This is a genomic window from Streptomyces atratus, assembly GCF_900119365.1.
In the GTDB taxonomy this organism is placed as follows: domain Bacteria; phylum Actinomycetota; class Actinomycetes; order Streptomycetales; family Streptomycetaceae; genus Streptomyces; species Streptomyces atratus_B.
In genome coordinates this window covers 36276-59718 of sequence record NZ_FPJO01000004.1, presented here as the reverse complement: position 1 = coordinate 59718, position 23443 = coordinate 36276, and the positions used below count along the sequence as shown (strand labels likewise).

The 23443-nt window shown below is 71.4% G+C and carries 16 protein-coding genes; 9 read left to right on the top strand and 7 right to left on the bottom strand.

The features are described 5' to 3' along the window. The first annotated feature begins 79 nt into the window (after positions 1-79). The 7 genes from BT364_RS09175 to BT364_RS09145 all read left to right on the top strand — a co-directional run bounded on the left by BT364_RS09175 (position 80) and on the right by BT364_RS09145 (position 11133). Positions 80-1150, top strand: coding sequence for a LacI family DNA-binding transcriptional regulator (locus tag BT364_RS09175; protein ID WP_072484638.1), 1071 nt, complete (start codon positions 80-82; stop codon positions 1148-1150). Between the two features lie 179 nt (positions 1151-1329). Continuing rightward, positions 1330-2502 carry a LacI family DNA-binding transcriptional regulator gene (locus tag BT364_RS09170; RefSeq protein WP_072484637.1) on the top strand — a complete coding sequence of 391 codons (1173 nt, stop codon included), beginning with the start codon at positions 1330-1332 and terminating at the stop codon, positions 2500-2502. Positions 2503-2516: 14 nt separating this feature from the next. Then, the gene (locus BT364_RS09165; RefSeq protein WP_072484636.1) at positions 2517-4151 is read left to right on the top strand and encodes an FAD-dependent oxidoreductase; all 1635 of its coding nucleotides are present in this window, start codon (positions 2517-2519) and stop codon (positions 4149-4151) included. 106 nt (positions 4152-4257) lie between these two features. Further along, positions 4258-5361 (top strand): Gfo/Idh/MocA family protein, encoded by a 1104-nt coding sequence (locus tag BT364_RS09160; RefSeq protein ID WP_371268441.1) that lies wholly within the window; start codon positions 4258-4260, stop codon positions 5359-5361. Further along, complete coding sequence (locus BT364_RS09155) at positions 5358-6107, top strand: polysaccharide deacetylase family protein (protein ID WP_072484634.1); 750 nt, start codon at positions 5358-5360, stop codon at positions 6105-6107. The genes BT364_RS09160 and BT364_RS09155 overlap by 4 nt, the downstream gene beginning before the upstream one ends. Before the next feature lie 46 nt (positions 6108-6153). Then, positions 6154-9165 carry an alpha-mannosidase gene (locus BT364_RS09150; protein WP_072484633.1) on the top strand — a complete coding sequence of 1004 codons (3012 nt, stop codon included), beginning with the start codon at positions 6154-6156 and terminating at the stop codon, positions 9163-9165. 261 nt (positions 9166-9426) lie between these two features. After that, positions 9427-11133 carry a serine/threonine-protein kinase gene (locus BT364_RS09145; RefSeq protein ID WP_177328070.1) on the top strand — a complete coding sequence of 569 codons (1707 nt, stop codon included), beginning with the start codon at positions 9427-9429 and terminating at the stop codon, positions 11131-11133. Between the two features lie 34 nt (positions 11134-11167). Here BT364_RS09145 and BT364_RS09140 read toward each other — a convergent pair whose 3' ends face one another. The 7 genes from BT364_RS09140 to BT364_RS09110 form a co-directional block, all read right to left on the bottom strand. After that, entirely contained in the window at positions 11168-11809 is a 642-nt protein-coding gene (locus BT364_RS09140) for a hypothetical protein (protein WP_079179367.1), read from the bottom strand. Further along, on the bottom strand, positions 11806-12516 hold the full coding sequence (locus tag BT364_RS09135; RefSeq protein ID WP_143166466.1) for a hypothetical protein: 711 nt from the start codon (positions 12514-12516) through the stop codon (positions 11806-11808). The genes BT364_RS09140 and BT364_RS09135 overlap by 4 nt, the downstream gene beginning before the upstream one ends. 115 nt (positions 12517-12631) lie before the next feature. Then, the gene (locus tag BT364_RS09130) at positions 12632-13606 is read right to left on the bottom strand and encodes an acetylxylan esterase (protein ID WP_072484632.1); all 975 of its coding nucleotides are present in this window, start codon (positions 13604-13606) and stop codon (positions 12632-12634) included. A 115-nt stretch (positions 13607-13721) separates the two neighbouring features. Further along, a complete protein-coding gene (locus tag BT364_RS09125) occupies positions 13722-16463 on the bottom strand; it encodes a hypothetical protein (RefSeq protein ID WP_072484631.1) in 2742 nt (913 codons plus the stop codon). A gap of 223 nt (positions 16464-16686) precedes the next feature. Then, entirely contained in the window at positions 16687-17613 is a 927-nt protein-coding gene (locus BT364_RS09120) for a carbohydrate ABC transporter permease (protein ID WP_072484630.1), read from the bottom strand. After that, complete coding sequence (locus BT364_RS09115) at positions 17613-18644, bottom strand: carbohydrate ABC transporter permease (RefSeq protein WP_072484629.1); 1032 nt, start codon at positions 18642-18644, stop codon at positions 17613-17615. The genes BT364_RS09120 and BT364_RS09115 overlap by 1 nt, the downstream gene beginning before the upstream one ends. 73 nt (positions 18645-18717) lie before the next feature. Then, on the bottom strand, positions 18718-20100 hold the full coding sequence (locus BT364_RS09110) for an extracellular solute-binding protein (protein ID WP_072484628.1): 1383 nt from the start codon (positions 20098-20100) through the stop codon (positions 18718-18720). 230 nt (positions 20101-20330) lie between these two features. On the opposite strand from BT364_RS09110, the gene BT364_RS09105 reads away from it, so the two are divergent. Both BT364_RS09105 and BT364_RS09100 read left to right on the top strand, forming a co-directional pair. Further along, positions 20331-22142, top strand: coding sequence for a hypothetical protein (locus BT364_RS09105; RefSeq protein ID WP_072484627.1), 1812 nt, complete (start codon positions 20331-20333; stop codon positions 22140-22142). 161 nt (positions 22143-22303) lie between these two features. Beyond that, complete coding sequence (locus BT364_RS09100; RefSeq protein ID WP_072484626.1) at positions 22304-23443, top strand: PP2C family protein-serine/threonine phosphatase; 1140 nt, start codon at positions 22304-22306, stop codon at positions 23441-23443.

Genomic DNA, 23443 nt, shown 5'->3' with positions numbered 1-23443 from the left:
ACGGGAGGACGGTCCCGATGGCGGGTTTCCTGTGGCGTGCGCAATGGGAAAACGCTTTCAGTGCGGCTATCGTAGCCCTATGCAGAGCCAGGTCAATCGACGTTCCGCCCGTCCCCGCCCGTCGTCCGCCGTGACGCTCCAGCAGGTCGCGCAGGACGCCGGGGTCTCTCTCGCCACGGCTTCGCGCGTCCTCAGCGACAGCGACCGCAACGTCACCCAGGAGCTGCAGGAGCGCGTCCTGGAGGCGGCCGCCCGGCTCCGCTATGTCTCCAACGCGCCGGCCCGCGCGCTCGTGCAGTCCACCACCTCGATCGTCGGTCTGGTCGTGCACGATGTGAACGACGCCTACTACTCCGCCATCGCGGCCGGTGTCATGGAGGTCGCCCGCGACCACAAGCTCCTGGTGATGCTGGCCGGCACCTTCCACGAACCCGGACTCCAGGCGGAGTACGTGGCCCGGCTGCGGGCGCAGCGGGCCCGCGCCGTGATCCTCGCCGGATCGGGCTTCACCGGCGGGAGCCCCGCGCTCGCCCAGGAGCTGGAGGCCTTCGCGGCACAGGGCGGCCGGGTGACCGCGGTCGCGCACCAGGGCCTTCCGGTGGACACGATCGTGCCGGGCAACCGCGAGGGCGGTCGGGCCGTCGCCGAGCACCTCGCCGGGCTGGGACACACCGAGATCGGCGTCATCTGCGGACCGCTGGCGCTGGTCTCCGTGCAGGACCGGCTGCACGGCTTCCTGGAGCGGGCCGCCGAGCTGGGCGTCGTCGTGACGGAACACCACCGGGTCGAGGCCGACTTCACCCGGGACGGCGGGCGGGCCGCGGCGGTGCGGCTGTTCCGCAGGTCGCCGGGGATCACCGCGCTGTTCGCGCTCAACGACGCCATGGCGCTGGGTGCGCTCGCGGCGCTCCGGGACGATCTCGGCAGGAGTGTTCCCTCCGATGTCTCCGTCGTCGGTTTCGACGATCTGCCGGTGGCCTGCGACGTCACGCCCGCGCTGACCACCGTACGGCTGCCGCTGGAGGAGATCGGCCGCCGGGCACTGCTGCTGGCGCTCGGTGATGCCACGGCTTCGCCGCGCACGCTCGATGTGCCTTCGCGTCTGGTGGTCCGGGCCAGCACGACACCGCCGCCCCGCGTGACCGGCTGAATCCCGAGCCCCGGAGACCGTCCGGGACACCGGATTGACGCGTTAAAACAACACACTCCCGGCTTGACGCGCCAAGTTGTCGATCCTTTCCCTGCAACCCTCTTGAAATAATGCATTAACCCCCACCACACTGACATCAACGTCGATTGACGCGTCAAATCCGAGGGGGTGATGGCTGGATGGGTACGCCAGGGCCCAAGTACCAGCGCATCAAGGACGAGTTGCGGGCCGAGGTCGCGCGCGACGAGTACGAGGCCGGTGCTCCGTTCATCACTCAGAACCAGCTGCGCGAGCGCTTCGGGGTCAGCTCCACCACCGCCGTCCGGGCGCTCAACGACCTTGTCGCGGAGGGGCTGTTGGTGCGCCGGCGGGGCCGGGGGACCTTTGTCGCCGACCCCGGTGACCGGACCGCGGAGCCGGTCGCGGCCCACAGGTCCGGTGTGATCGCCTGCATCATCAGCGGCCAGGGGCCGTACCAGTCGGAGGTGCTGCGCGGGATCGAGTCCGGCTGCTCGGAGCGCGGGCTGCGGCTGTTCTTCTCGGACTCCGCCGTCCATATGACCGACACCGGGCACGCCGACCACGGTGCGTCGCTGGCCCGCCAGGACCAGGCGCTGCGCCAGGCCGTCGAGGACCGGGTCGACGGCATCATCCTGTACCCCGTCGAGGGCCCGCCGGACGCCGACGTCCTCGACGAGCTCAGGCGCCTGCGCATCCCGATGGTCCTGGTCGACCGGTACTTCCCGGACCATGCCATCGACGCGGTCACCGCCGACAACTACAGCGTCGGCTACCGGCTCACCGAACATCTGCTGGCCGACGGCCACGAGCGGATAGCGACGCTCTGGGGCGAGACGCAGTGCACCAGCGTCCACGACCGGATGACCGGGCACAAACAGGCGCTGCGCGCCCATGACCAGCCCCTGCTCCCCCAGTTGACCGCGCTCCGCTCGTACACCGCACTGCCCGAGGACGAGCGCAAGCAGCTGCTGACCGAGCTGCTCGGCTCGCCCGAGCCGCCGACCGCCCTGCTCTGCGCCCACGGTTTCGCGGTCGCCACCGCCGCCGCCGATCTGGCCTCGCTCGGCATCGCCGTACCCGACGAGATCGTGCTGGCGGGCATGGACGACGCCGGCCCCTACGATCTGCTGCCGCTCACCAGCTTCGCCGCCCGGCTGCCCGCCAGGGAGATCGGCGGCCGTGCGGTCGAGCAGCTGGTCACCCGGATCGCGGAGCGCACGGCGGGCGAGGACCCGTACCGCAGCGCCGAGCAGATCGTGCTTCCCGTCCGGATCAGGACGCGCGAGTCCGTTCCGGTCCGGCTCCGTACCGTCGCCGCCCGCCGGCCCTGAGGGAGGAGACTCCTGTGTTCGCCGCCCCCACCCCCCGTACCCGCGAACTCGGGACCGATGTCCTGGTGGTCGGTGCCGGTCTCGGTGGTCTCGCCACCGCGCTGACCGCCGCCCGGTTCGGACACCGCGTCGTGCTCACCGAGGCGACCGACTGGCCCGGTGGCCTGTTCACCGCGCAGGCCGTGCCGCTCGCCGACGGCCACCGCATCGAACTGGACCCCGTCTCCCCCGGCTACCGCGATCTGCGTGAGCGGATACGCGACTTCTACCGGCGCAACTACCCGCTGTGCCCCGAGCCGTTCGCCGATCCACTGCTCGACCCCGGCCTGAGTACCACCGGCCATCTCAGCCACGAGCCCCGCGCCGCGCTCGCGGTCGTCCAGGAGCTCCTCACCCCGCACCTCGCCTCCGGCCGGCTCACCCTGCTGCTCGGCCACCGCCCGGTCGCGGCCCTGACCGACGGGGACCGGGTCACCGCGGTCACCCTGGAGACGGCGGACGGCGAACCGCTGACGGTCAGCGCCCCCTACGTCGTCGACGCGACGGACCTGGGCGAGCTGCTCGGCCTCGCGGGCGTCGAGCACGTCACCGGCGCCGAGTCCCGCGAGGAGACCGGCGAGCCGCACGCGCCCGCCGCCGCCGACCCGCTGGACCAGCAGCCGGTCTCCTGGGTCTTCGCCCTGGACCACCGCCCCGGCGAGGACCACACCGTCGACCGGCCGGCCGGCTACGACCGGTGGTCCGAGGCCTTCTCCTGGGACACCGCGGAACCGGGCGGCGGCCCGGCCCGCTCCGTACCGCTGTTCCTGCACGAGCCGGACGACGTCCCGCACTGGGCCGCACCGCCCAACGACCGCTGGCACCAGCTGCGGGCGCTCGCCCGGAGCCGGTATCTGCCCGGCACGTTCGACAGCGACATCACGCTGGTCGACTGGGAGCAGACCGCCTACGCACGGCTGCCGCTCACCGGTTCCGGCGAGGAGGTACGGGCCAGGGCCGAGCGGGAGGCACGCGAGCAGGCCCTGTCGTTCCTGTACTGGATGCAGACGAGCGCGCCCCGGCACGACGGCGGCCAGGGCTATCCCGAACTGCGGCTGCGCCCCGATGCCACGGGCACCGACGACGGCTTCGCCAAAGCCGTGCACGTACGCGAATCCCGGCGCATCCGGGCCGAGTTCACCCTGCTGGAGCACCATCTGACCGTCGCGGCACGGGCCGGGGCGCCGGGTGCCGAGACCTTCACCGACAGTGTGGGCACCCTGCGCTCCCGGATCACCCTGCACCCGGGGACGGGGGGCGGTGCCGGGCTGGATCTGGAGTGCCTGCCGTTCCAGCTGCCGCTGGGCGCGCTGCTGCCCGTACGGGTGGAGAATCTGCTCCCGGCCGGGCGGAACATCGGCGCCACGCATCTCAGCGCACCCGCGCTCGGCGGGCACGCGGGCCAGTGGAGCATCGGTGAGGCCGTCGGCGCACTGGTCTCGTACTGCCTGGAGCACCGGCTGCCACCGCGTGCGGTCCGCGGGAGCAAGCAGCGGCTCGCCTCCTTCCAGGACCGGTTGAGCACCTCGCTCGGCCTCGCCCTCGACTGGCCGGACCGGCTCCGCACCGGACCCGTGACCAGTGCCGGGGCGCTCTACGCCACCCTCTGACCCGACCCACTGCCCTTCCTTCGGGAAGGGCACTTTCCCGACCCACTGGAAAACGCTTACCAGCCCCGGCGGATCACGCCCTCAGCCTGGACGGCCCCCTGTGACTGTGACTCCCTATCGTGTACTGCTCGTCGGCGCGGGCAACATCGCCCGCGCCGTCCATATGCCGGCGTTCCTCGAACTCCCCTCGGACTTCGCGGTGGTGGGCGCCGTCGACGCCGATCCCGCGGCCGCCCGCTCCTTCGCCGCCGACTTCGCGCTCCCCCACCACTCCACCGATCTCGCCGCCTCACTGGGCGAGGTCCGTCCCGATCTCGTCGTCATCGCCTCGCCGCCCGTCGCCCACCGGGAACAGGTCGTCGCGGCGCTGGCGGCCGGGGCCTGGGTGTGGTGCGAGAAGCCGCCCGCGCTCAGCCTGGCGGAGTACGACGCCATGACCGACGCCGAGGGCGAGCACGGTCCGTACGCCCCGATCGTCTTCCAGCACCGGTTCGGATCGGGGGCCGAGCACGCCAGGGCGCTCATCGCCTCCGGGGAGCTGGGGGCGCCGCTGGTAGCCCACTGCCAGACCACCTGGTACCGCGACGACGCCTACTACGCGGTTCCCTGGCGCGGGAAGTGGGCGACCGAGGGCGCGGGCCCCGCCATGGGGCTCGGCATCCACCAGATCGACCTGCTGCTCGAACTGCTCGGCGACTGGGCGGAGATCCGGGCCATGGCGGGCCGGCTGGCCCGTGACGTCGAGACCGACGACGTCACCACCGCCACCGTGCGCTTCGCCTCGGGGGCGCTCGCCACCGTGGTCAACAGCGCCCTCTCGCCGCGCCAGCTGAGCCATCTGCGGATCGATCTGAGGGACGCCACCATCGAGCTGAACCATCTCTACGGCTACGGGAACGGCGACTGGACCTACACCCCGGCCCCCGGTGTCGCTCCCGGCCGGGCGGATGCCTGGAACTCCCCGGCCGAGGACGTCCCGAGCTCGCACAGCGCCCAGCTCCGCTCCCTGCTGGCCGACATGCGGGCGGGCCGGCGGCCCAGGGCGAGCGCCGGGGACGGCCGCCGCTCGCTGGAGCTGATCACCGCCATGTACAAGGCGGCGCTCACCGGTCACCCGGTGTCGGCCGGCGAGATCGTCCCGGGCGACCCGTTCTACACGGCACTGCACGGCTCCGTCCCCGGCTGGGCGCCGCAGGGGTCCGGGCGATGACCGACCGCCCCGGGGCCCGTCCGGACAGCGGTGCGGACCGTGCCCTGCTGCTCACCTTCGACGACCGGCATGTGCGCGAGTGGGCGGCGGCCGCGCCGCTGTTCACCTCGTACGGCGCGCGTGTCACGTTCTTCATCTGCGAGCCGGACCGGCTCGACCGGGACGAGGTGCGGCTGCTGCGCCGGCTCGCGGACGACGGCCACACCATCGGCTGCCACGGCCTGCGGCACGAGCGCGCACCCGAGTTCGTCGCCGCGCACGGCGCGGGCGCCTATCTCGACCAGGAGGTGGTGCCCGCCCTCGACGGGCTGCGCCGCCTCGGCTTTCCGTCGCGCAACTTCGCCTACCCGTGCAGCGCCCGCGACGAAAGCACCGACCGGCTGCTCCTCACACTCTTCGAGCGGCTGCGCGGCGGAGTGCCCGTCGACCGCCGTGCCGATCCGACCCTCGCGGCCGAACTCCACGTCCCGGCCGGGGACATCTCCTCCCGGCGGGTCCTGCTGGGCTGCTCGGTGGACTCCGGGCGCGGGACCGTCGCGTACGAGGACGATCTGACCGGCGTCGACGCGGCACTGCGACGGACCGCCGAGCACGGTGGTGCGACCACGCTCTACGCCCACTCGGTCGCCTACGCCCACGAGGCCAACCACGAGGCCAACCATGTGACCCCGGCCCGGCTGGAGAAGCTGCTGGCCCTGGCCGACGGGATGTCACTGCCCTGCGTGGGCTTCGACGAACTCCCGTGAACCACTACCGCTTCGCACACATTTCATTCAGAGGGGCCCTTCACTCATGCATGACGACCGCACACTCACCGAGGAACGCCTCGACCGCGCCCTGCGCGAGCGCATCCGCCCCGCCGTCCATCCCCGTACGGCGCCCCTGGAGTTCGAGGTCTGGCACGCCCCCGGCGAACCGGTGCCCTTCGCCGAAGCGGTGGCCGCCCCTTTCAAGCCCGGTGCCGTCGGCGACGACTGGGGGCCGGCCTGGGGCACCAGCTGGTTCCGGGTGACCGGACGTGTCCCGGCTCAGTGGGCCGGTGAGACCGTCGAAGCGGTCATCGACCTCGGCTTCGCCAAGGACCGGCCCGGGTTCTCCGCGGAGGCGCTGGCCCACCGGCCGGACGGCAGCGTCGTCAAGGCGCTCAACCCGCGCAACACCTGGCTGAGGGTGGGCGAACCGGTCGCGGGCGGCGAGGAGTTCACGTACCTCCTGGAAGCCGCCGCCAATCCGGAGATCCTGGACGGCGTCAGTGCGCTGGGCGACCGTGAGACGGCGGGCAGCGAGCCGCTGTACCGCGTCGAACGGATGGACCTCGCGGTCTTCGACCGGCAGGTGTGGGAGCTGGTCCAGGACCTGGAGGTGCTCGACCAGCTGATGCGGCAGCTGCCGCTCGGCTCGGCACGCCGCTGGGAGATCCTGCGCGCGGTGGAACGCTGCCTGGACGCCCTGGACCTGGACGCCGTGGGGGCGAGCGCGCCCGCCGCCCGGGAGCGGCTGCGCGCCGTGCTCTCCTCCCCCGCGCACGCCTCCGCCCACCGGCTGTCGGCGGTGGGTCACGCGCACATCGACTCGGCGTGGCTGTGGCCGCTGCGGGAGACGGTGCGCAAGGTCGCCCGCACCACCTCCAACGTCGTGGCGCTGATGGACGACTGCCCGGAGTTCGTCTTCGCGATGTCGCAGGCGCAGCAGCTGGACTGGCTGCGGGAGCACCAGAGCGCGCTGTACGCCCGGGTGAAGGAGAAGGCCGCCGCCGGGCAGTTCGTGCCGGTGGGCGGGATGTGGGTGGAGTCGGACACCAACATGCCCGGGTCGGAGGCGCTGGCCCGGCAGTTCGTGTACGGCAAGCGGTTCTTCCTGGAGGAGTTCGGGGTGGAGACCGAGGAGGTGTGGCTGCCCGACTCGTTCGGCTACTCGGCTGCGCTGCCGCAGCTGGTGAAGCTCTCCGGTTCGCGCTGGTTCCTCACCCAGAAGATCTCGTGGAACACGACGAACCCGTTCCCGCACCATTCGTTCCTGTGGGAGGGGCTGGACGGCACCCGGGTGTTCACCCACTTCCCGCCGGTGGACACCTATGTGGCCGAGCTGTCCGGCGAGGAGCTCGCGCACGCCGAGGCGAACTTCCGGGACAAGGGCCACGCCACGCGCTCACTGGTGCCGTTCGGCTGGGGCGACGGCGGTGGCGGCCCCACCCGCGAGATGCTGGCGCGCGCCGAGCGGCTCGCGGATCTGGAGGGTTCACCCCGGGTGACGATCGAGAGGCCCGCGGAGTTCTTCGCCGCCGCCGAGGCGGAGTACGACCGGCCGCCGGTGTGGCTGGGCGAGCTGTATCTGGAGCTGCACCGCGGTACGTACACCTCGCAGGCGCGGACCAAGCAGGGCAACCGGCGCAGCGAGCATCTGCTGCGGGAGGCGGAGCTGTGGGCGGCGACCGCCGCCGTGCGGACCGGATTCCCTTATCCGCACGAGGAGTTGAACCGGATCTGGAAGAGCGTGCTGCTGCACCAGTTCCACGACATCCTGCCGGGTTCGTCGATCGCCTGGGTGCACCAGGAGGCCGAGGCGACGTACGCCCGGATCGCCGCGGAGCTCGAAGCGGTGATCGGGGCGGCGCAGCGGGCGCTGGCCGGCGCACCGGAGGGTGGCTCCGCGGTGGTGTTCAACGCCGCTCCGCACGACCGGGCCGGCATCGCGGCGGGCGGCGCCGCGCTCGCGTCGCAGGACCCGGAGCCGGCGGTGGAGGTCGAGGAGCTCGGCTCCGGATTCCGGCTGGACAACGGGCTGCTGCGGGTCACCGTGGACGAGCGGGGGCTCGTGGTCTCGGTCCTCGACCTGGTGGCGGGGCGCGAGACGGTCGCCCCCGGCTGCGCGGCGAATCTGCTCCAGGTCCACCCGGATCTGCCCAACCGCTGGGACGCGTGGGACGTCGATGCCTTCTACCGCAACACGGTGACCGATCTGACCGAGGCGGACGTGGTGCGCCGCAGCGGTGACGGCGTCGAGGTGGTGCGTACCTTCGGTTCGTCCCGCGTCACCCAGTTGCTGACGCTGCGGCCCGGTGCCCGGCGCCTGGACATCGACACCGAGGTCGACTGGCACGAGCAGGAGAAGTTCCTCAAGGCGGCGTTCCCGATCGATGTGCGCGCCGATCACTCCACGGCGGAGACGCAGTTCGGGCACGTCCAGCGGCCGACGCACACCAACACCAGCTGGGAGGCGGCCAAGTTCGAGATCTGCGCCCACCGCTTCCTGCATGTCGGCGAGCCGGGCTGGGGTGCGGCGCTGGTCAACGATTCGACGTACGGGCACGACGTGACCCGTACGGTCCGCGAGGACGGTGCGACCACGACCACGGTGCGGCTGTCGCTGCTGCGGGCGCCCCGCTATCCCGACCCGGCGACCGACCAGGGGGTGCACCGGCTGCGGTACGCGCTGCTGCCGGGGGCGACGATCGGTGACGCGGTGCGCGAGGGCTGGCGCTTCAGCCTTCCCGAGCGCCGGGTGCCGGGCAGTGCCGCGGTGGCGCCGCTGGTCTCGGTGGACGACGACGCGGTGGTGGTGACCGCCGTGAAGCTCGCCGACGACGGCAGCGGGGATGTGGTGGTCCGGCTCCACGAGGCGCACGGCGGGCGGGCCTCGGCGCGTCTGACTGCGGGCTTCGCGCTGGCCGGGGCGCGCGTGACCGATCTGCTGGAGCGTCCGCTCGCCGACGAGACCGCCGAGGTGGAGGGCGATGCGGTTCGGCTGGTGCTGCGGCCCTTCCAGATCGTGACGCTCAGGCTCACACCGAACGACGAAGTGTGAGAGGCGGTCGGGTGAGGGTGACCTCTGGTCGGAAAGCGGACGCGGTCCGGTGCGTGCGATCCCAAGGCGGAGGAGGGAGTCGGATGGGGTCTCCCCTGCTCGAGCGGAGCCGAGAGCTTGGGGAAGGAGCGTCGGCGACCGACGACAACGCGGGAAGCGCGCGTGCCGGGGCGTGGCCGCCCGGTCGGGGGTCACCCGGCAGCCTCTGAGGCGTACGGGGCGGGTGCGCACGGCTGCGGACCCGCCCCGTACTCTTTTTCCATGACCGCTGGGGGGCCTGTGCGCCGTGTGATCGACGACCGTTTCGAGCTGGTGAACAGGCTCGGCAGTGGCGGAATGGGCATGGTGTGGCGGGCCCACGACCTGGCCCTGCACCGCGATGTGGCGCTCAAGGAGGTGCGGCCCCCGGACCCGGCGCTCGCCGAGAACGACCCGGAGTCGGCCAGGCTGCTGCGCGAGCGGGTGCTGCGCGAGGCCCGTGCGCTGGCCCGGCTCGACCACCCGGGTGTCGTCACGGTCCATCACATCGTGGACGGCGGCGACGGTACGTACCCGTGGATCGTGATGGAGCTGGTGCCCGGCGCCTCGCTCGCGGAGCGCCTGGCCGAGGGCACGCTCACCCCGGTCGAGGCCGCCGGGCTGGGCCGCGGGGTGCTGTCCGCGCTGCGTGCCGCCCATGCCGCCGGAATCCTGCACCGCGACGTGAAGCCCGCCAACGTACTGCTGCGGGCCGACGGGAGCCCGGTGCTCACCGACTTCGGCATCGCGGCGATCCGCGAGTCCACCAGTCTGACGGCGACCGGCTCCATCATCGGTTCCCCCGACTACATGGCGCCCGAGCGCATCCGCGGCGCGGAGGGCGACCCCTCGTCGGACCTGTGGTCGCTCGGCATGATGCTGTACGTCGCCGTGGAGGGCCGGCACCCGCTGCGCAAGGCCACCACACTGGCGACGCTGGCGGCCGTGCTGGACGAGGAGATCCCGCCGCCCCGGCAGGCCGGTCCGCTGACTCCGGTGCTGGACGCGCTGCTGACCCGGGACACGGCCGCGCGGCCCGGTCCCGAGGAGCTCGACCGGATGCTGGCGTCGGTGAGCGAGCCGGCGCCGGCGCCCGGACCGGGCCGTGCGGCGCCGCAGGATGCCGTGCCGCCCCGCCAGGACCCGCCCACCCGGCAGGACGCGGCGCCGCCCGGCTACGCCCAGGCCGGCCCGACCACCGTCCTGCCCACCGCCCCCGTGCGACGTCCGCCCGTCACCGCTCCCCCGCGCCCCCGGCCCGCGACGCTGGGCACCCAGGAGATCCGTCGCCGGGTCCGGCGGGGCCGCGCTGTCGCGTTCACCACCGCGCTCGCCGGAACCGCCCTGACCGGCGTCCTGGTGTGGTCGCTGATGCCCGACTCGGACACGGGGGCGGCCGGCAGCGCCCCGTCCGCCTCGGACCGGGCCCCGGACCGGGCTTCGGGCGGGCCCTCACCCGCCGAGGAGAAGGAGGGCCGGCAGAAGGCCACCGCGCCGGCCAAGAACCTGCTGACGCCCTCCGCCGCACGGTCCGTCATCGCGGAGCTCAAGCCGGTGATGGGCGGCACCAGGGTCACGTCGTTCTCGCTGTTCGACGTGCACGCGAGCGCCGAGGCCCCGGTCGCGAAGAACAAGGCCCTGTACGACGTCTTCACCTACCGGGACGGCAAGGCCACCCGGGAACGGGCGGGCGGCACCCTCATGTCGGGCGCCAAGTCCGTGGATCTGGAGAAGTTCAACTGGGACGCCCTGCCGGGGCTGATCCGCCGGGCGGACAAGGAGCTCGGTGTCGACGAGCCCACCAGCCATTACGTGGACATCGACCCGGCCTCCCCGTTCGACGACTACCAGCCGACGCTCAGCGTCTACGTCTCTGACGAGTACGGCGGCGCCTATCTGCGGGCAGACATCAACGGCAAGGTGCTCAAGAAGTACCCGCGCAACGGCTGAGCCCGCGGCGGCCGGGAGGTCGCCCGACGGCCTCTCAGCCCAATACCCGTACAAGCACCAGCAGTACGGCCGCGATCACCGCGCCCGACAGCAGAGCGCGGAAGCCTGCCGGAGCACCGCCGGCCCGCCGCTTCACCGTGCCTGGTGGCGGGATGAGGCTCTCCGCGCGGGCCAGCCATTCGCGCGGCGGGTTGTTGGGGATGACGACCCGCCAGGGTTGCTCGGGGTCGTACTCGACGACCGCCCTGGACTTGTGCAGCAGCCCCTGCAGGTCGAGGGGGTGACGCACCTCGATCCGGTACGGGGGCAGCTCGTCGGACACCACGGTCAGGTCGAAGGCGAACACGGAGTTCAGGGCCTGCCCGTCGACGGCCGTCCGGCCGTTCTCCTTGTTCACCGCCTTCACTCCGTTGACCACGGCGGGCGCGAAGGCGCGCGGGCCGCGGGAGCGCAGCCCGGAGGCGGCGACGCCCGACTGCATGTCCTCGGCCGCCTTCCCGTACGCCGTCAGGGCCAGGGCCGTCACGGGGAGTGCGAGGATCAGCAGCCAGCGGGGGCCGTCCACGGCGCCCTGGACGAGCGCGGCCAGCGCGAGACCGGTGCCGATCGCGGACACCACGGTGATCAGCCTGAAGAAGCCGCGCAGGGAGGACGCGGTGGAGGTCGAGGTGGTCATGAGAGGCGCAGCACCTTCCGGCGGGGGACGACGACCCTGGTGTGTGCCGGGTCGTCGGGACGGTCGGCGTCGTAGAGGGCGAGGACGTCCCGTCTGAGGGCGACGCGTTCCACGACGGCCGGGACCTCGTGGCGCACCCCGGCCGCGTCGTCGAACACCACGGTGACCTCGCCGTACTTGCGGCCCACCGCCCGCCAGCCCTCGATCACCGCGTCGGCCGTGGTGTAGCGGCGGGTGAGCCGGCGCAACCCCCCGGTGCGCCGCAGGCTGACCGCCGCGCCCCACCAGGCGGCGAGGCAGCCCACGCCTGCGACGGACCACAGGAAGGTGAGCCACTGGGAGACGGAGAAGTCGCCGAGCGGAAGGAGGATGTGGAAGCTGGTGACGGTGTTCCGCTCGACCTGGCCCTCCGCCAGCGCGTCGTACCAGCCTGCCGCGGCCGCGACGGCGGAGAGTGCGATCACCGCGCCCGGTGCCGCCCGGTGCAGGTACCGGGCACAGAGCAGGCCGAGGACGACGGCGAAGGCGATTCCGAGCATCGGGGACATCGACGCGAGCTGGTCACTGGCACAGCCCCCGGCCAGGTCGCAGGACCATTTCACCCCCACCGCCTCGTGGCTGGAGATGTACCACATCATCCAAACCTGCCACACCATCAGCGCACAGGCGACGACACGCAACGCCTGTGCATAGGCTGTCTTCCCCACTGTCCGCCCTTGTCCTCGCCACATCACGGGGCATTGACGTGCCCCGGTGGACGATATACGTGCTGTCCACACTCTGTCCGTGATACACACCACGCCGGCCGGGGTACGGCGGGGTTCAGACCGCCCTGTTCAGCGCCTTCGGTACCCAGCGGAGCTGGGCGGCCTCCTGGAACATGGCACCGCCCTCGTGCCCGTTGAACGGGTAGACCTCGATCTCCTTCTCGCCCGGGTACGCGTTGTGGGCGGCGAAGACCGTGGACGGCGGGCAGACCTGGTCCATCAGCGCGACGGAGAAGAGCGCGGGGGCGCTGCCCCGGGCGGCGAAGGACACCCCGTCGAAGTACGAGAGGGTGCGCAGAACGGTCTCCTCCTTGCCGCGGTGCATCTTGAGGTAGCGGGCTATCTCCGCGTACGGGTTGGAGTCGGTGAGCGTGACGGCCCGTCCGAAGTGGCAGAGGAACGGGACGTCGGCGGCGATGGCGGCCAGGTCGGGGACGAGTGCGCCGACCGCGAGGGTGATGCCGCCGCCCTGGCTGCCGCCGAGGGCGACGGTGCGGGCGGGGTCGGCGAGCGGATGGGACCGGGCGGCTTCGACGGCACGTACGGCGTCGGCGTAGACCCGGCGGTAGTAGTAGCTCTCCGGGTCCGCGATGCCCCGGGTCATGAAGCCCGCGTGGGAGGGGCCGGAGCCGACCGGGTCGGGGGTGTCGCCGACGTTGCCGCCGCTGCCCTGGCCGCGTACGTCCATGATGAAGTGGGCGAAGCCGGCCAGCGGCCACATGCCCCAGCAGTGCGGGAGGCTGCGGCCGCCGTTGTAGCCGTGGAACTGGACGACGAGCGGGAGCGGACCCTCGGCGTCGGCGGGGGCGCTGAACCAGCCCTTGATCGGGTGGCCGCCGAAGCCGGCGAAGGTGACGTCCCAGGTGCGCAGGCCGGTCAGTCCGGTCTCGACGGGTTCGAAGGAGACCGCGGGGTCGTGGGCGCGCGTCTCGGCGAGGGTCTTCGCCCAGAAGGCGTCGAAGTCGTCCGGCTCGTCGATCTGCGGCCGGTAGGCGCGGAGTTCGGGCAGCGGCATGTCGAACAGGGCCATGAAGCTGGTCTCCTCACGGTGGGATTCCGGACAAGTCTGCCGTGCGGTGGTACGGCATGGAGCGGCGGGGCCGGGTGCTGTCAGGTGCACCCGGCCCCGCCCGTCATGGGGTGGTTCAGTCGGTCAGCTGGACGGCCCGCAGGCCGGCGGCGCTCTTGGAGTTGTTGGCGATGGAGCCGCCCCACTCCGACCAGCCGCGCGCCCGGCCGTCGTTGTCGCTGTCGTTGACCACGAAGCCGAGCCCGATGGACGCGGTGGGCTTCCCGGCGAGGCCGAGTGATGCCCACGGCACCGTCACCGTGTAGCGGGTGGTGGTGCCGTCACGGGTGATCTGGGCGGTGGCGCCGGGGGTCGGACCTGCGGACTGGCCGGACGGCGCCCGCCAGGTGTAGACCTGCGGCTTGCCGCCCACGAGCGAGGCGCCGAACTCGACGTACTGCTTGCTGCGTCCCGGCACCTGGGGGGTGACGGCGAACTGGATGCTGTCGCCCTGCCACATGTTCTCGGCGGTGGTGGCGGGCTGGGCCAGGGTGTTGTCCGTGATCGCGCCCTTGAGCACGAGTCCGGCGTCGGTGTACTGGGGCCGGACGGCGCCGGACAGGTCGGCCGCGCCGTTGTATCCGCCCTTGTAGCTCACGGAGCCGTCGGCGATCACGTCGATGGGGGTGGTGGTGTCGGTGCCGGCCGGCTGGACGGAACCCCAGCCGTTCCAGGCGCCCACGGCGGTCCTGGCTCCGTCGGGGGTGTTGATGTAGGCGGCCGTCCAGTAGCGCTTCCACTGCTTGATGTTGCGCGCGTCCACGGTGTACGAGGCGCTGGACTCGGTACCGACCTTGATCGGTCCGTCGATGGTGCCCCGGTCCAGGTAGGTGTCGCCCGAGTTCACCTGCCAGTCCAGCTTGGTGAGTTCGAGCGGGCTGCGGACGCGGTTGTTGGTGACGGTTACCTTGAGCGCGGCGGCGAACGGGGCCGCCTGCTTCACCACCGGGTCGAAGGTGACCTGGGTCGGCGGCAGCACCTCGGTGTCGGAGGTGAGGCGGGCGAGGTTCACCGGCCCGAGCCCGACCGTGCCGCTGACCGTGCGCGGGCCGGTGAGGGCCGAGGTGGGCAGCTGGACGTTCTGGCGGACGACCTTGCCGGGCTCGGCGGTCACCCGGTGCTTCTCCCCGGCGATCCGGAAGTCGTAGCGCAGCGGCAGCGTCCGGCCCTTGGTGCCGTCCACCTGTAGCACCGCGTCGACGGTCTCCTCGGTGTTGGAGTGCTGCGGCAGCCGGAGGGAGAACACGGGGCCGCTCACGGCCTTGACCGCGCTGACCGCGCCCTTGACGTACAGCACCGTGCCGTCGATGCCGAGCTGCACCTTGCCGCCGACCGGGAGGTACGTCTTCTCGTGGCCCATCTGGTCGGTGACAGTGACCGGGCCACTGGCGGTCAGCTCCGCCGTTCCCGGTGTCGCGGCCGTGGTGTAGAGGGCCCGGACGGTGTCGGTTCCGGTGCCGAAGCGGTACGAGCGGACGTCGGCGGACCCGGCGTCGTCGCGGCCCGCGTAGGCGCGGCCCGCGAGCTGCCGGATCAGGACGCCCTCGGTGACCACGGACGGCTTGGGCTGCCAGGCCTTGACCTCGGCGGTGGGCCGCTTGAAGGCGCCGAAGTTGTGTTCCTTGTTGGTGGCGTCGGTGCCGTCGTTGGTGAGGTCGTACCAGTAGTAGCGGTTGACGCCCGAGGCGAAGGAGAAGATCTGGGCGCGCGGCACGTACGCGGCCTGCTGGGCGGGGGTGACGCCATCGCTGTGGGTCGGGTAGCCGTTCTCGGTGATCCAGAGCGGGAAGTTCTTGCCGCCCGCCGCGTCCAGGTCGGCGCGTACCTGCGGCAGCTTCTCCAGCGCGGTCTCGGGCGGGTTCGGGTAGCCGTAGTGGTGAACGCTGAGCGCGTTCATGTAGTTCAGGCCACCGACCGCGTACAGCCGCTTCAGCCAGTCGGTCTGGAGACCGGCCAGCCCGCCGCCGACGACGGTGGCGTCCGGGACCTTGGCGTGCACCTTGCCGTAGCTCGCCTTGAGCAGTTTGACATAGCAGTCGGCGGTGATGCCGCAGGTGCCGTTGTTGAAGCCGGTGGAGTTGTACTCGTTGTAGATCTCGATTTCCTTCGAGGACTGCTGGTACTTCTCCACCGCGGCAGCGGTGAACTTCCCGTAGGCCTCAAGCGCCTCGTCGGAGGCCGGGGTCCGGTTGCCGTCGTAATTGGGGTTCCGGTAGCCGGAGATGGGCAGGGCGGTCAGTCCCTGCGACTTGGCGTACGGGATGTGCTGGTCGGTGGAGTAGTTGCTCCAGGAGTACGTGCCGGGGGTCTTCTCGATGGCGCCCCAGTTGATGTCGGAGCGGATCCCGTGCATGCCCATCAGCTTGACCGAGCGCAGCAGCTTCTGGTCGTCGCCGGCGTTCCACCCGTAGTGGATGCCGGTGCCGAAGCGCGTGTCCTGCTGTTCCTTGCCGGTCAGCGCGGTCAGTACGCCGAAGTTGGCGGTACGGGTGGTGGTGCCGGCGGTCGCCGTGAGCGTGTAGTAGCCGCTGCCGAGCTCGGTGACGTCGACGGTGGCCGTGCCGCCCGAGACCGGGGCGGTGCCCGATGCGACGGTCAGGCCCTGGTCGTCGGTGGCCTTCCAGGCCACTGAGGCCTGGTCGGAGGTGAGGGTGATCTTCGCCTGGCCCTTGACGAAGATCAGGTCGGGCGAGGTGACGGTGAGGGGGCCGACCGCGTGGGCGGCCGGGGCCGTGCCGGGCAGCGGCGCCGCCACCAGCAGGCAGCCGAGCAGGGCGGCCGCGCCGCCCCATGCCGCGGACCGTCTCGGGCGACCCATTACTCTGGCTGGAACCAGAGGACCTGGCCGGATCGTGCCGTTCTGTTCCATCGAGGCTTCCTCTCGATCGGATCGGCGCGGTGCGTTTCGGTGGTTCCCGGGTGGGGGTGTGCTCCGTCGGCTGTACCCCGGCGGAGCACACCGGCCCGTGTGCCGTCGGCGTGCACCGCTGCCGCCGTCGGCCGACGCGGACAGGCGTTCCGCGCCGGTGCCCGGGTGGTGCTCATCCCTTGAGGCCGGTGAAGCCTCCCCCGCCGCGCACGATCTGCCGCTGGAAGATCAGGAACAGCACGACCGGGGGCAGGATGGCGAGCAGCATCCCGGCGATGAGCAGCGACTGCTCCGCCGTTTCCGCGAGGCGCGGCAGTGCGGCGGAGATGGGCTGCTTCTCGGTGTCCGGGATGACGATCAGTGGCCAGAGGAAGTCCTTCCAGGAGTTCATGACCGTCAGCAGGGTCACCACCGCGAGGATCGGCCGCGACATGGGCAGCACGATCCGGCGGAAGATGACGAACGGACCCGCGCCGTCGACCTTGGCGGCCTCGAAGAGTTCGCGCGGGATGCCGTCGAAGAACTTCATCACGATCAGTACGGTGAAGGCGCTGGCCGCGTGCGGCAGCCAGACGCCCCACGGACTGTTGGCGAGCGAGATGCCGAGGCCCGGCAGATCGAGCACGGTGAGGTAGAGCGCCACCAGGGAGATGGAGCCGGGGATGAAGAGGGTGGCGAGCACCATCCACCGTACGGGCGCGGCCCACTTGGGGCGCAGCACGGACAGGACGTAGCCGCCGGTGGTGGCGACCACGAGGTGGGCGACGACCGAGCCGGTGACCAGGACCACGGTGTTCCAGAGGTACTGGCCGACCTGGAGTTCGTCCCAGGCGCGGGAGAGGTTGTCCCACTGCGGGTGGCCGGGCCAGAGCGCCAGCGGGTCGCGCAACAGCTCCTGGGTCGGTGAGACGGCGCCCTTGAACGTCCAGTAGAGGGGCGCCGCCCCGAAGGCGAGCAGCAGCAGGAGCGAGAGGGTCTGCACGGAGCGGAGCGAGAGGCGTACGGAGGTGCGCCGCCGGTCGGCGCTGGATATGAGCCCGCGTCCGCTCTCCTCGGGGCGGATCCTGCGGCGGGTGCGAAGGGGGATCTGTACGGCCATCAGTTGCTCCAGCTCCTCGTCGCCCGCAGATAGATCGCCGAGAGCACGCCGAGCACGAGGGCCAGCATGACGCTGAGTGCGGTCGCGGCTCCGAAGTCGCCGTTCTGGAAGGCGTAGTTGTAGATCAGCATCAGGATGGTGAGTGTGGAGTCCTCCGGGCCGCCATCCGTCATCACGAAGGGTTCGGTGAAGATCTGCAGGGTGCCGATGATCTGGAGCAGCAGCATGATCAGGATGACCCCGCGCAGCGACGGCAGGGTGATGTGCCAGACCCGGCGCCAGATGCCCGCCGCGTCGATCTCGGCGGCCTCGTACAGCTCGCCCGGTACGGAGCCGAGCGCCGCCAGGTAGATGATCACCGTGGAGCCGAAGCCCGCCCAGGTGGCTTCCAGGACGATCGACAGCATCGCGGTGTCGGTCGACTGCAGCCAGGGGTACGGGCCGAGGCCCACATGGGCCAGCAGTTGGTTGAACAGGCCGGCGTCCGGGTCGTAGAACACCTTCCACAACAGGACGGACACGACCGGCGGGATCGCCACCGGAAGGTAGGCGAGGACGCGGAACAGTGTGCCGCCGCGCCGCAGTTCGGCGATGAGCACCGCGAGGAAGAGCGGCACCGGGAAGCCGATCACCAGGGCGAGCGCGGCGAACAGCGCGGTGTTCTTGACGGCCTTCCACAGCAGCGGGTCGTCCAGCACATGGCGGAAGTTGTCCAGCCCCACCCAGGTGGCGGGGTCGACCAGATTGGTCTGCTGGAAGCTGAGCTGCACGCTCTGGACGATCGGCCACCACGAGAAGTAGGCGAAGCACAGCACCATCGGCAGGCCGAACAGGATGGTGGTGACGCCTCCTTGCCTGACCCAGCGGACGAAGCGTTCCACCGGGCCGCCGCGATGCGGGGAGGCGGTGCGCGGCGGCCCGTCGGGGGTCCGTGGCCGGGCCGCGGACGGGTCGGCGGAACGCTGTTTCCTCGTCCGGTCCTTCTGGGTGCGGTTCCCGGCGGGCGCCGCAGGCGCTTGCGACCTGCTCATTGACGTCTCCTCGCCTCTCCTCGTGCTGTGCTCACTGCCTGATGTACCGGACGCTCCGCTGCCGGGAGGGGCGCTAGTTCTGCGCCCGCTCCACCTGGGACTTGACCTGCGCCGCGGCCTTCTTCAGCTGCTCCGCCGGGTCGGCGTCCTGGCGGGTCAGTACGGCCTGTACGGCGCTGTCGAGGGCCTTGTAGACGTTCTGTGCCTCGACGGGCGGCTCGATGGCCAGTTCGTAGTCGCCGAGCGTGCTGCTGTACGGGGCGAAGTTCCCGATCGGCACATTGGCCTGCTTGTCGACCGCGGCCTGGACCGGATCGGCGATGGCCGGCTTGTAGAACGGCACGGTCGGCACGCCGATGGCGGCACCGTCCTTCTTCTTGACCACCGCGTCCTTCTCTGCGAGCCCGACGTCGTACTTGGTGGACAGGTAGTAGAAGTCGATGAACTTCGCCGCGGCCTCGCGCTGTTGCTCAGTGGCCCTCGGGCTGATCACCGCGATGGTGCCGCCGGCCAGGGTCCGCTTGCTGGTGCCGTCGACGGGCATGGCGCCGAGGCCGATGGTCTTCGGGTCGCCCTTGTACTGCTGGATGTAGTGGCCGACCATGCTCGGTCCGGCGATCGTCATGCCGATCTTCCCGGCGGAGAAGTCCTTCTCCATGTCGGTGATGTTGCGCAGCTGGTTCTTGCCCATCGAGTCGTCCGTCCAGCGCATGTCCTTCAGCGCCTTCAGCGCCTTCTCCGCGCCGCTGCCGGGACGCTCGAAGGTGTTGGCCCACTTGCCGCCGGACTGTTCCTGCATGCTGTCGCCGAAGGAGTACGCCATCGCGGTGAGCATCCAGCCGCCGGTGTTCTCCTTGGTCATCTGCGCGTATCCGGTGGCGTCGGTCTTCTCGGAGATCGCCTTGGCCGCCGTACGGACCTCGGACCAGCTGGCCGGCGGCTTGTCCGGGTCGAGTCCGGCCTTCTCGAACAGGTCCCGGTTGTAGACCAGACCGAGGGCGTACTCCTCGGTGGGGATGCCGTAGAGCTTGCCGTCCACGCCCTTCGCGGGCCCGAGCGCGACGTCGTTGAAGTCCTCGCTGTGCTTCAGCGTCTTGAAATCCGCGGTGAGATCGGCGATCTGCCTGCGCTTGATCAGACCCGACATCTCGGTCAGCGGTACCCGTACGATCGTCTCCAGAGTGCCGCCGCCCACCTTGGTCTGGAAGCTCTGCTGGTCGTACTGGTACTCGTTCGTCTTGATCTTGATCTTGGGGTTCGCCTTCTGGAACTCCGCCACCCGCGCGTCGAACGTCTTGAGCGCGGCCGCGTTGGTGGCGGGCGGGCGCCCGGAGACGGTGATCGTCACCGTGCCGTCGCCGGCCGCGTCGCTGCCGGAACCGGAACACGAGGCAAGCACGCTGACGAGCGCACCCGCGGTGACGCCCGTCAGGGCGATGCGCAGGGAGGGTCTCATCGGGGACTCCATTCAAGGGCAGACCGGAAACCGGCTGGAAAGCGTTTTCCAGCCGGGGTCACCTTGCACCGCCCGATATCTCCGCGTCAATGGGTCAGGTACGGGCTTCTGGGCGGGAGTCCACCGCATGCCCCTTGCCGGAGCGTTGACGTCGGCTTAGCCTCTGGAAAACGTTTCCCAAGCGTTGACGGAGATCGTCGGTCCGACGATCGCGAGCTGGAGGACATCCCGTGCACCCTGCCTGGTCGGCCGCCGCGTACGACCGAACCCTGCTGCGAGCGGCCCTCGCCGAGGGCGATCGCTGCTGGGACGCCGAGGCGAACCTGCTGCAGGTCGAAGCCCCGTACAACCCCATCCACACCAACATCAAGGGCGGCCCCGCGCACCCCACCCGCAACTCCCTGCACTACGCCCTCCTGTTGCTGGAACGGGGCGCCGAGGGCGACGCCGAGCGCGCCCACTCCGTGATCCTGCGGATCGCCGGGCTCCAGGACCGGTCACCGGAGAACGCCACCTACGGAATCTGGGGCTACTACGCCGAGGAACCGGCGGCGGAGATGGTTCCGGCCGACTGGAACTGGGCGGACTTCCTCGGCATAGCCCTGCTGCTGGTGCACGCCCGCCACGGCGATGCCCTGCCGGCCGAGGTGCGGCACGAACTGCGCGAGTCGCTGCGGCACGCGGCCGCGTCGATCGTCCGCAGGAATGTGCACCTGACGTACACGAACGTCGCCGTCATGGGTACGTTCGTGACGCTCGCCGCCGGGAAGGTCCTCGACGACGAGGAGCTGTTCGCGTACGGCAAGGACCGCATGGTGCGGCTCTCGCAGGCCATCGACGGCACCGGCAGCTTCACCGAGTTCAACAGCCCGTCGTACTGGGGCGTCGTGCTCCAGACCCTGACCCTGATCAGGGATCACGTCACCGACGAGGAGGTGCTGGAGCTCAACGACCGGCTGCACGACCGTCTCTGGCTGCATTTCCTGGCCCGCTGGCACCCGCCGACCCGCCAGCTCTCCGGCCCGATGGCCCGCTGCTACAGCAACGACCTGGGTGTGCCGCCGTTCCTGGCGAAGGCGGTCGGGGGGTTGCTCGGCGCGCCGGAGCCCCGCCCGGTCCGGGGCGAGATGTCGACCGGGCTGGACTCCTGCGTGGACTACCGGATGCCCGACTGGGTCCGGCCCCGGCTGCTGGAGCTGGAGAGCGCGCACGAGCACCGGGAGCTGTTCGCCGAGAGCCCGGCCCCGGAGACCGGCACCACCTGGCTGGATCCGGTCACCACCCTGGGCAGCGTGAACCACCAGGACACCTGGCTCCAGCGCCGGCCGCTGTTCGGCCACTGGGTGCGCCCGGACGGGACATCCGGACATCTGCACTTCCATCTGATGAAGGACGACGGCGCGGAGGACTTCGACTTCGCCTCGGGGGTGCTCTCCGCCGTGCAGAGCGGCCCGCACGTGGCCTGGCTCGCCGGCTTCGCCTGCCCGGCCGGCGACCGGCACCACCACCTCGACATGATCCAGCCGGGCGACCGGTTCCGGGCGCGGTCGCTGCGTCTGGTGGTGGACCTGGTCGGTGCGCCGCCCGTGGCGGAGGAATCCGCGATCGACGGCGGCATCGAAGTCGACCTGGGGACGGCGCGGCTGGACTTCCGGCTCGCCGGGGGCGCCTTCGGCGGCCGTACGCCCACGGCCCGGCTGGTCCCGCACGCCGACGGGGTGCGGATCGAAGTGGTCCTGTTCGAGAGCACGACCCCGGCCGAGCTGGACTGGGCGGAGCTCGGCGACACCTTCGCCGCGGGGACCCTGTCCCTCGTGCCGTCCGGTGCGGAGCAGGATGCGCGGCCCGCGCCGGATCCGCAGCTGGGCGTGGCCGGTGACCGCGCCGAGGTGCGGTGGACGACCCCGCGGGGGAACCGGCTCACGGTCTGCGGCGGCCGGTCGGTCGTCTCCCGCGAGGAGCACGCCGCGCTGCACTCCGCGGCGCTCGACGGCGCCGCGCCGCCGTCGCCCCGCCTGTCGGACTCCCTGCTGGTTCCATAGGCACCCCGGCCCCCGGGAATCTCCGACCCGGGCCTCCGTTCCGCATCGATCGCAGCCGGCCGCACGGGAAACCCGCGGCCGGCTGCGCCCGCGCCGGCCCGCCCGGCCGCTCGGCAGCCGTACGAGGAGCGCAGACGGACCGGGTGAGGTATCCCGGAAGCATGGCTTCCCCGCGCTTCCTGGAGTCGATCCGTGAGTCCCGAAGGCACAGGAACGCGCTCCTGGCGATTCCGTTCGCGCTGATCGCCGCCGTCACGGTGGTCGATGTCAACGCACCGCCGGATGTCCATCTCGGCCCGTTCCTGGTGGCGGCGCCCGCGATTGCCGCCTCGTTCACCGGGCCCCGCATGACCGCCTTCGTCGGCGTGGTCGCCGTGCTGGCACAGGCACTGGTGGCCACCGTGCGCACCAGTCTCAACGACCTCAACCACACCTACCAGATCATCGCGCTCGTCCTCATCTCCGTCTGCGTCACCTTCTTCGCCCACCTGAGAGTCCGCAACGAGCGGGCCGTGACCCAGCTGCGTTCGGTGGCCGAGGCGGCGCAGCGCGTGGTGCTTCGGCCGCTGCCCGGACGGAGCGGCCCGCTGCGCATCTCCTCGGTCTATCTGGCGGCGGAGGCGGAGGCGCAGATCGGCGGCGATCTTTACGCCGCCGCCCGCACCATGGGAGGCACCCGTCTGATCATCGGCGATGTGCGCGGCAAGGGGCTCGCCGCGATCGGTGAGGCGGCCAGCGTCCTGGGCGCGTTCCACGCTCTTTCCCGCCAGCGGTGGCTCCTGCCCGAACTGGTGGCCCATCTGGAGACGAGCATCGCCCCGGACCCGGAGGACCCCGCGCACGACAACGGGGACGAGAACGCCGGAGGTGATCCGGACCTCGCGGAGTCCTTCGTCACCGCGGCCGTCCTCGACATCCCCGACGACGCCGCCGAGCTCCACCTGGTCAGCTGCGGTCATCCGCCGCCGCTGCTGCTGCGCGCGGGCGAGGTGATCCCGCTCGCGGTGCGGGCGCCGGCCCCGCCGCTCGGTCTGGCGCGTCTGGTGATCACGGAACACACCGCGGAGACGTTCGGCTTCGAGGCCGGTGACACCCTGCTCCTGTACACCGACGGTGTCATCGAGTCCCGGGACCGGGCGGGGAACTTCTATCCGCTGCGGGAACGGGCCGCCTCGTGGTGCGGCGCGGGTCCCGACGCCCTGCTGGAGTCGCTGTGCGCCGACCTGTCGCGCCATGCGGGCGGTCGCCTGGGGGACGATGCCGCGCTGGTCGCCGTCGAGCGCCTGCCGGCCTCCGGATGA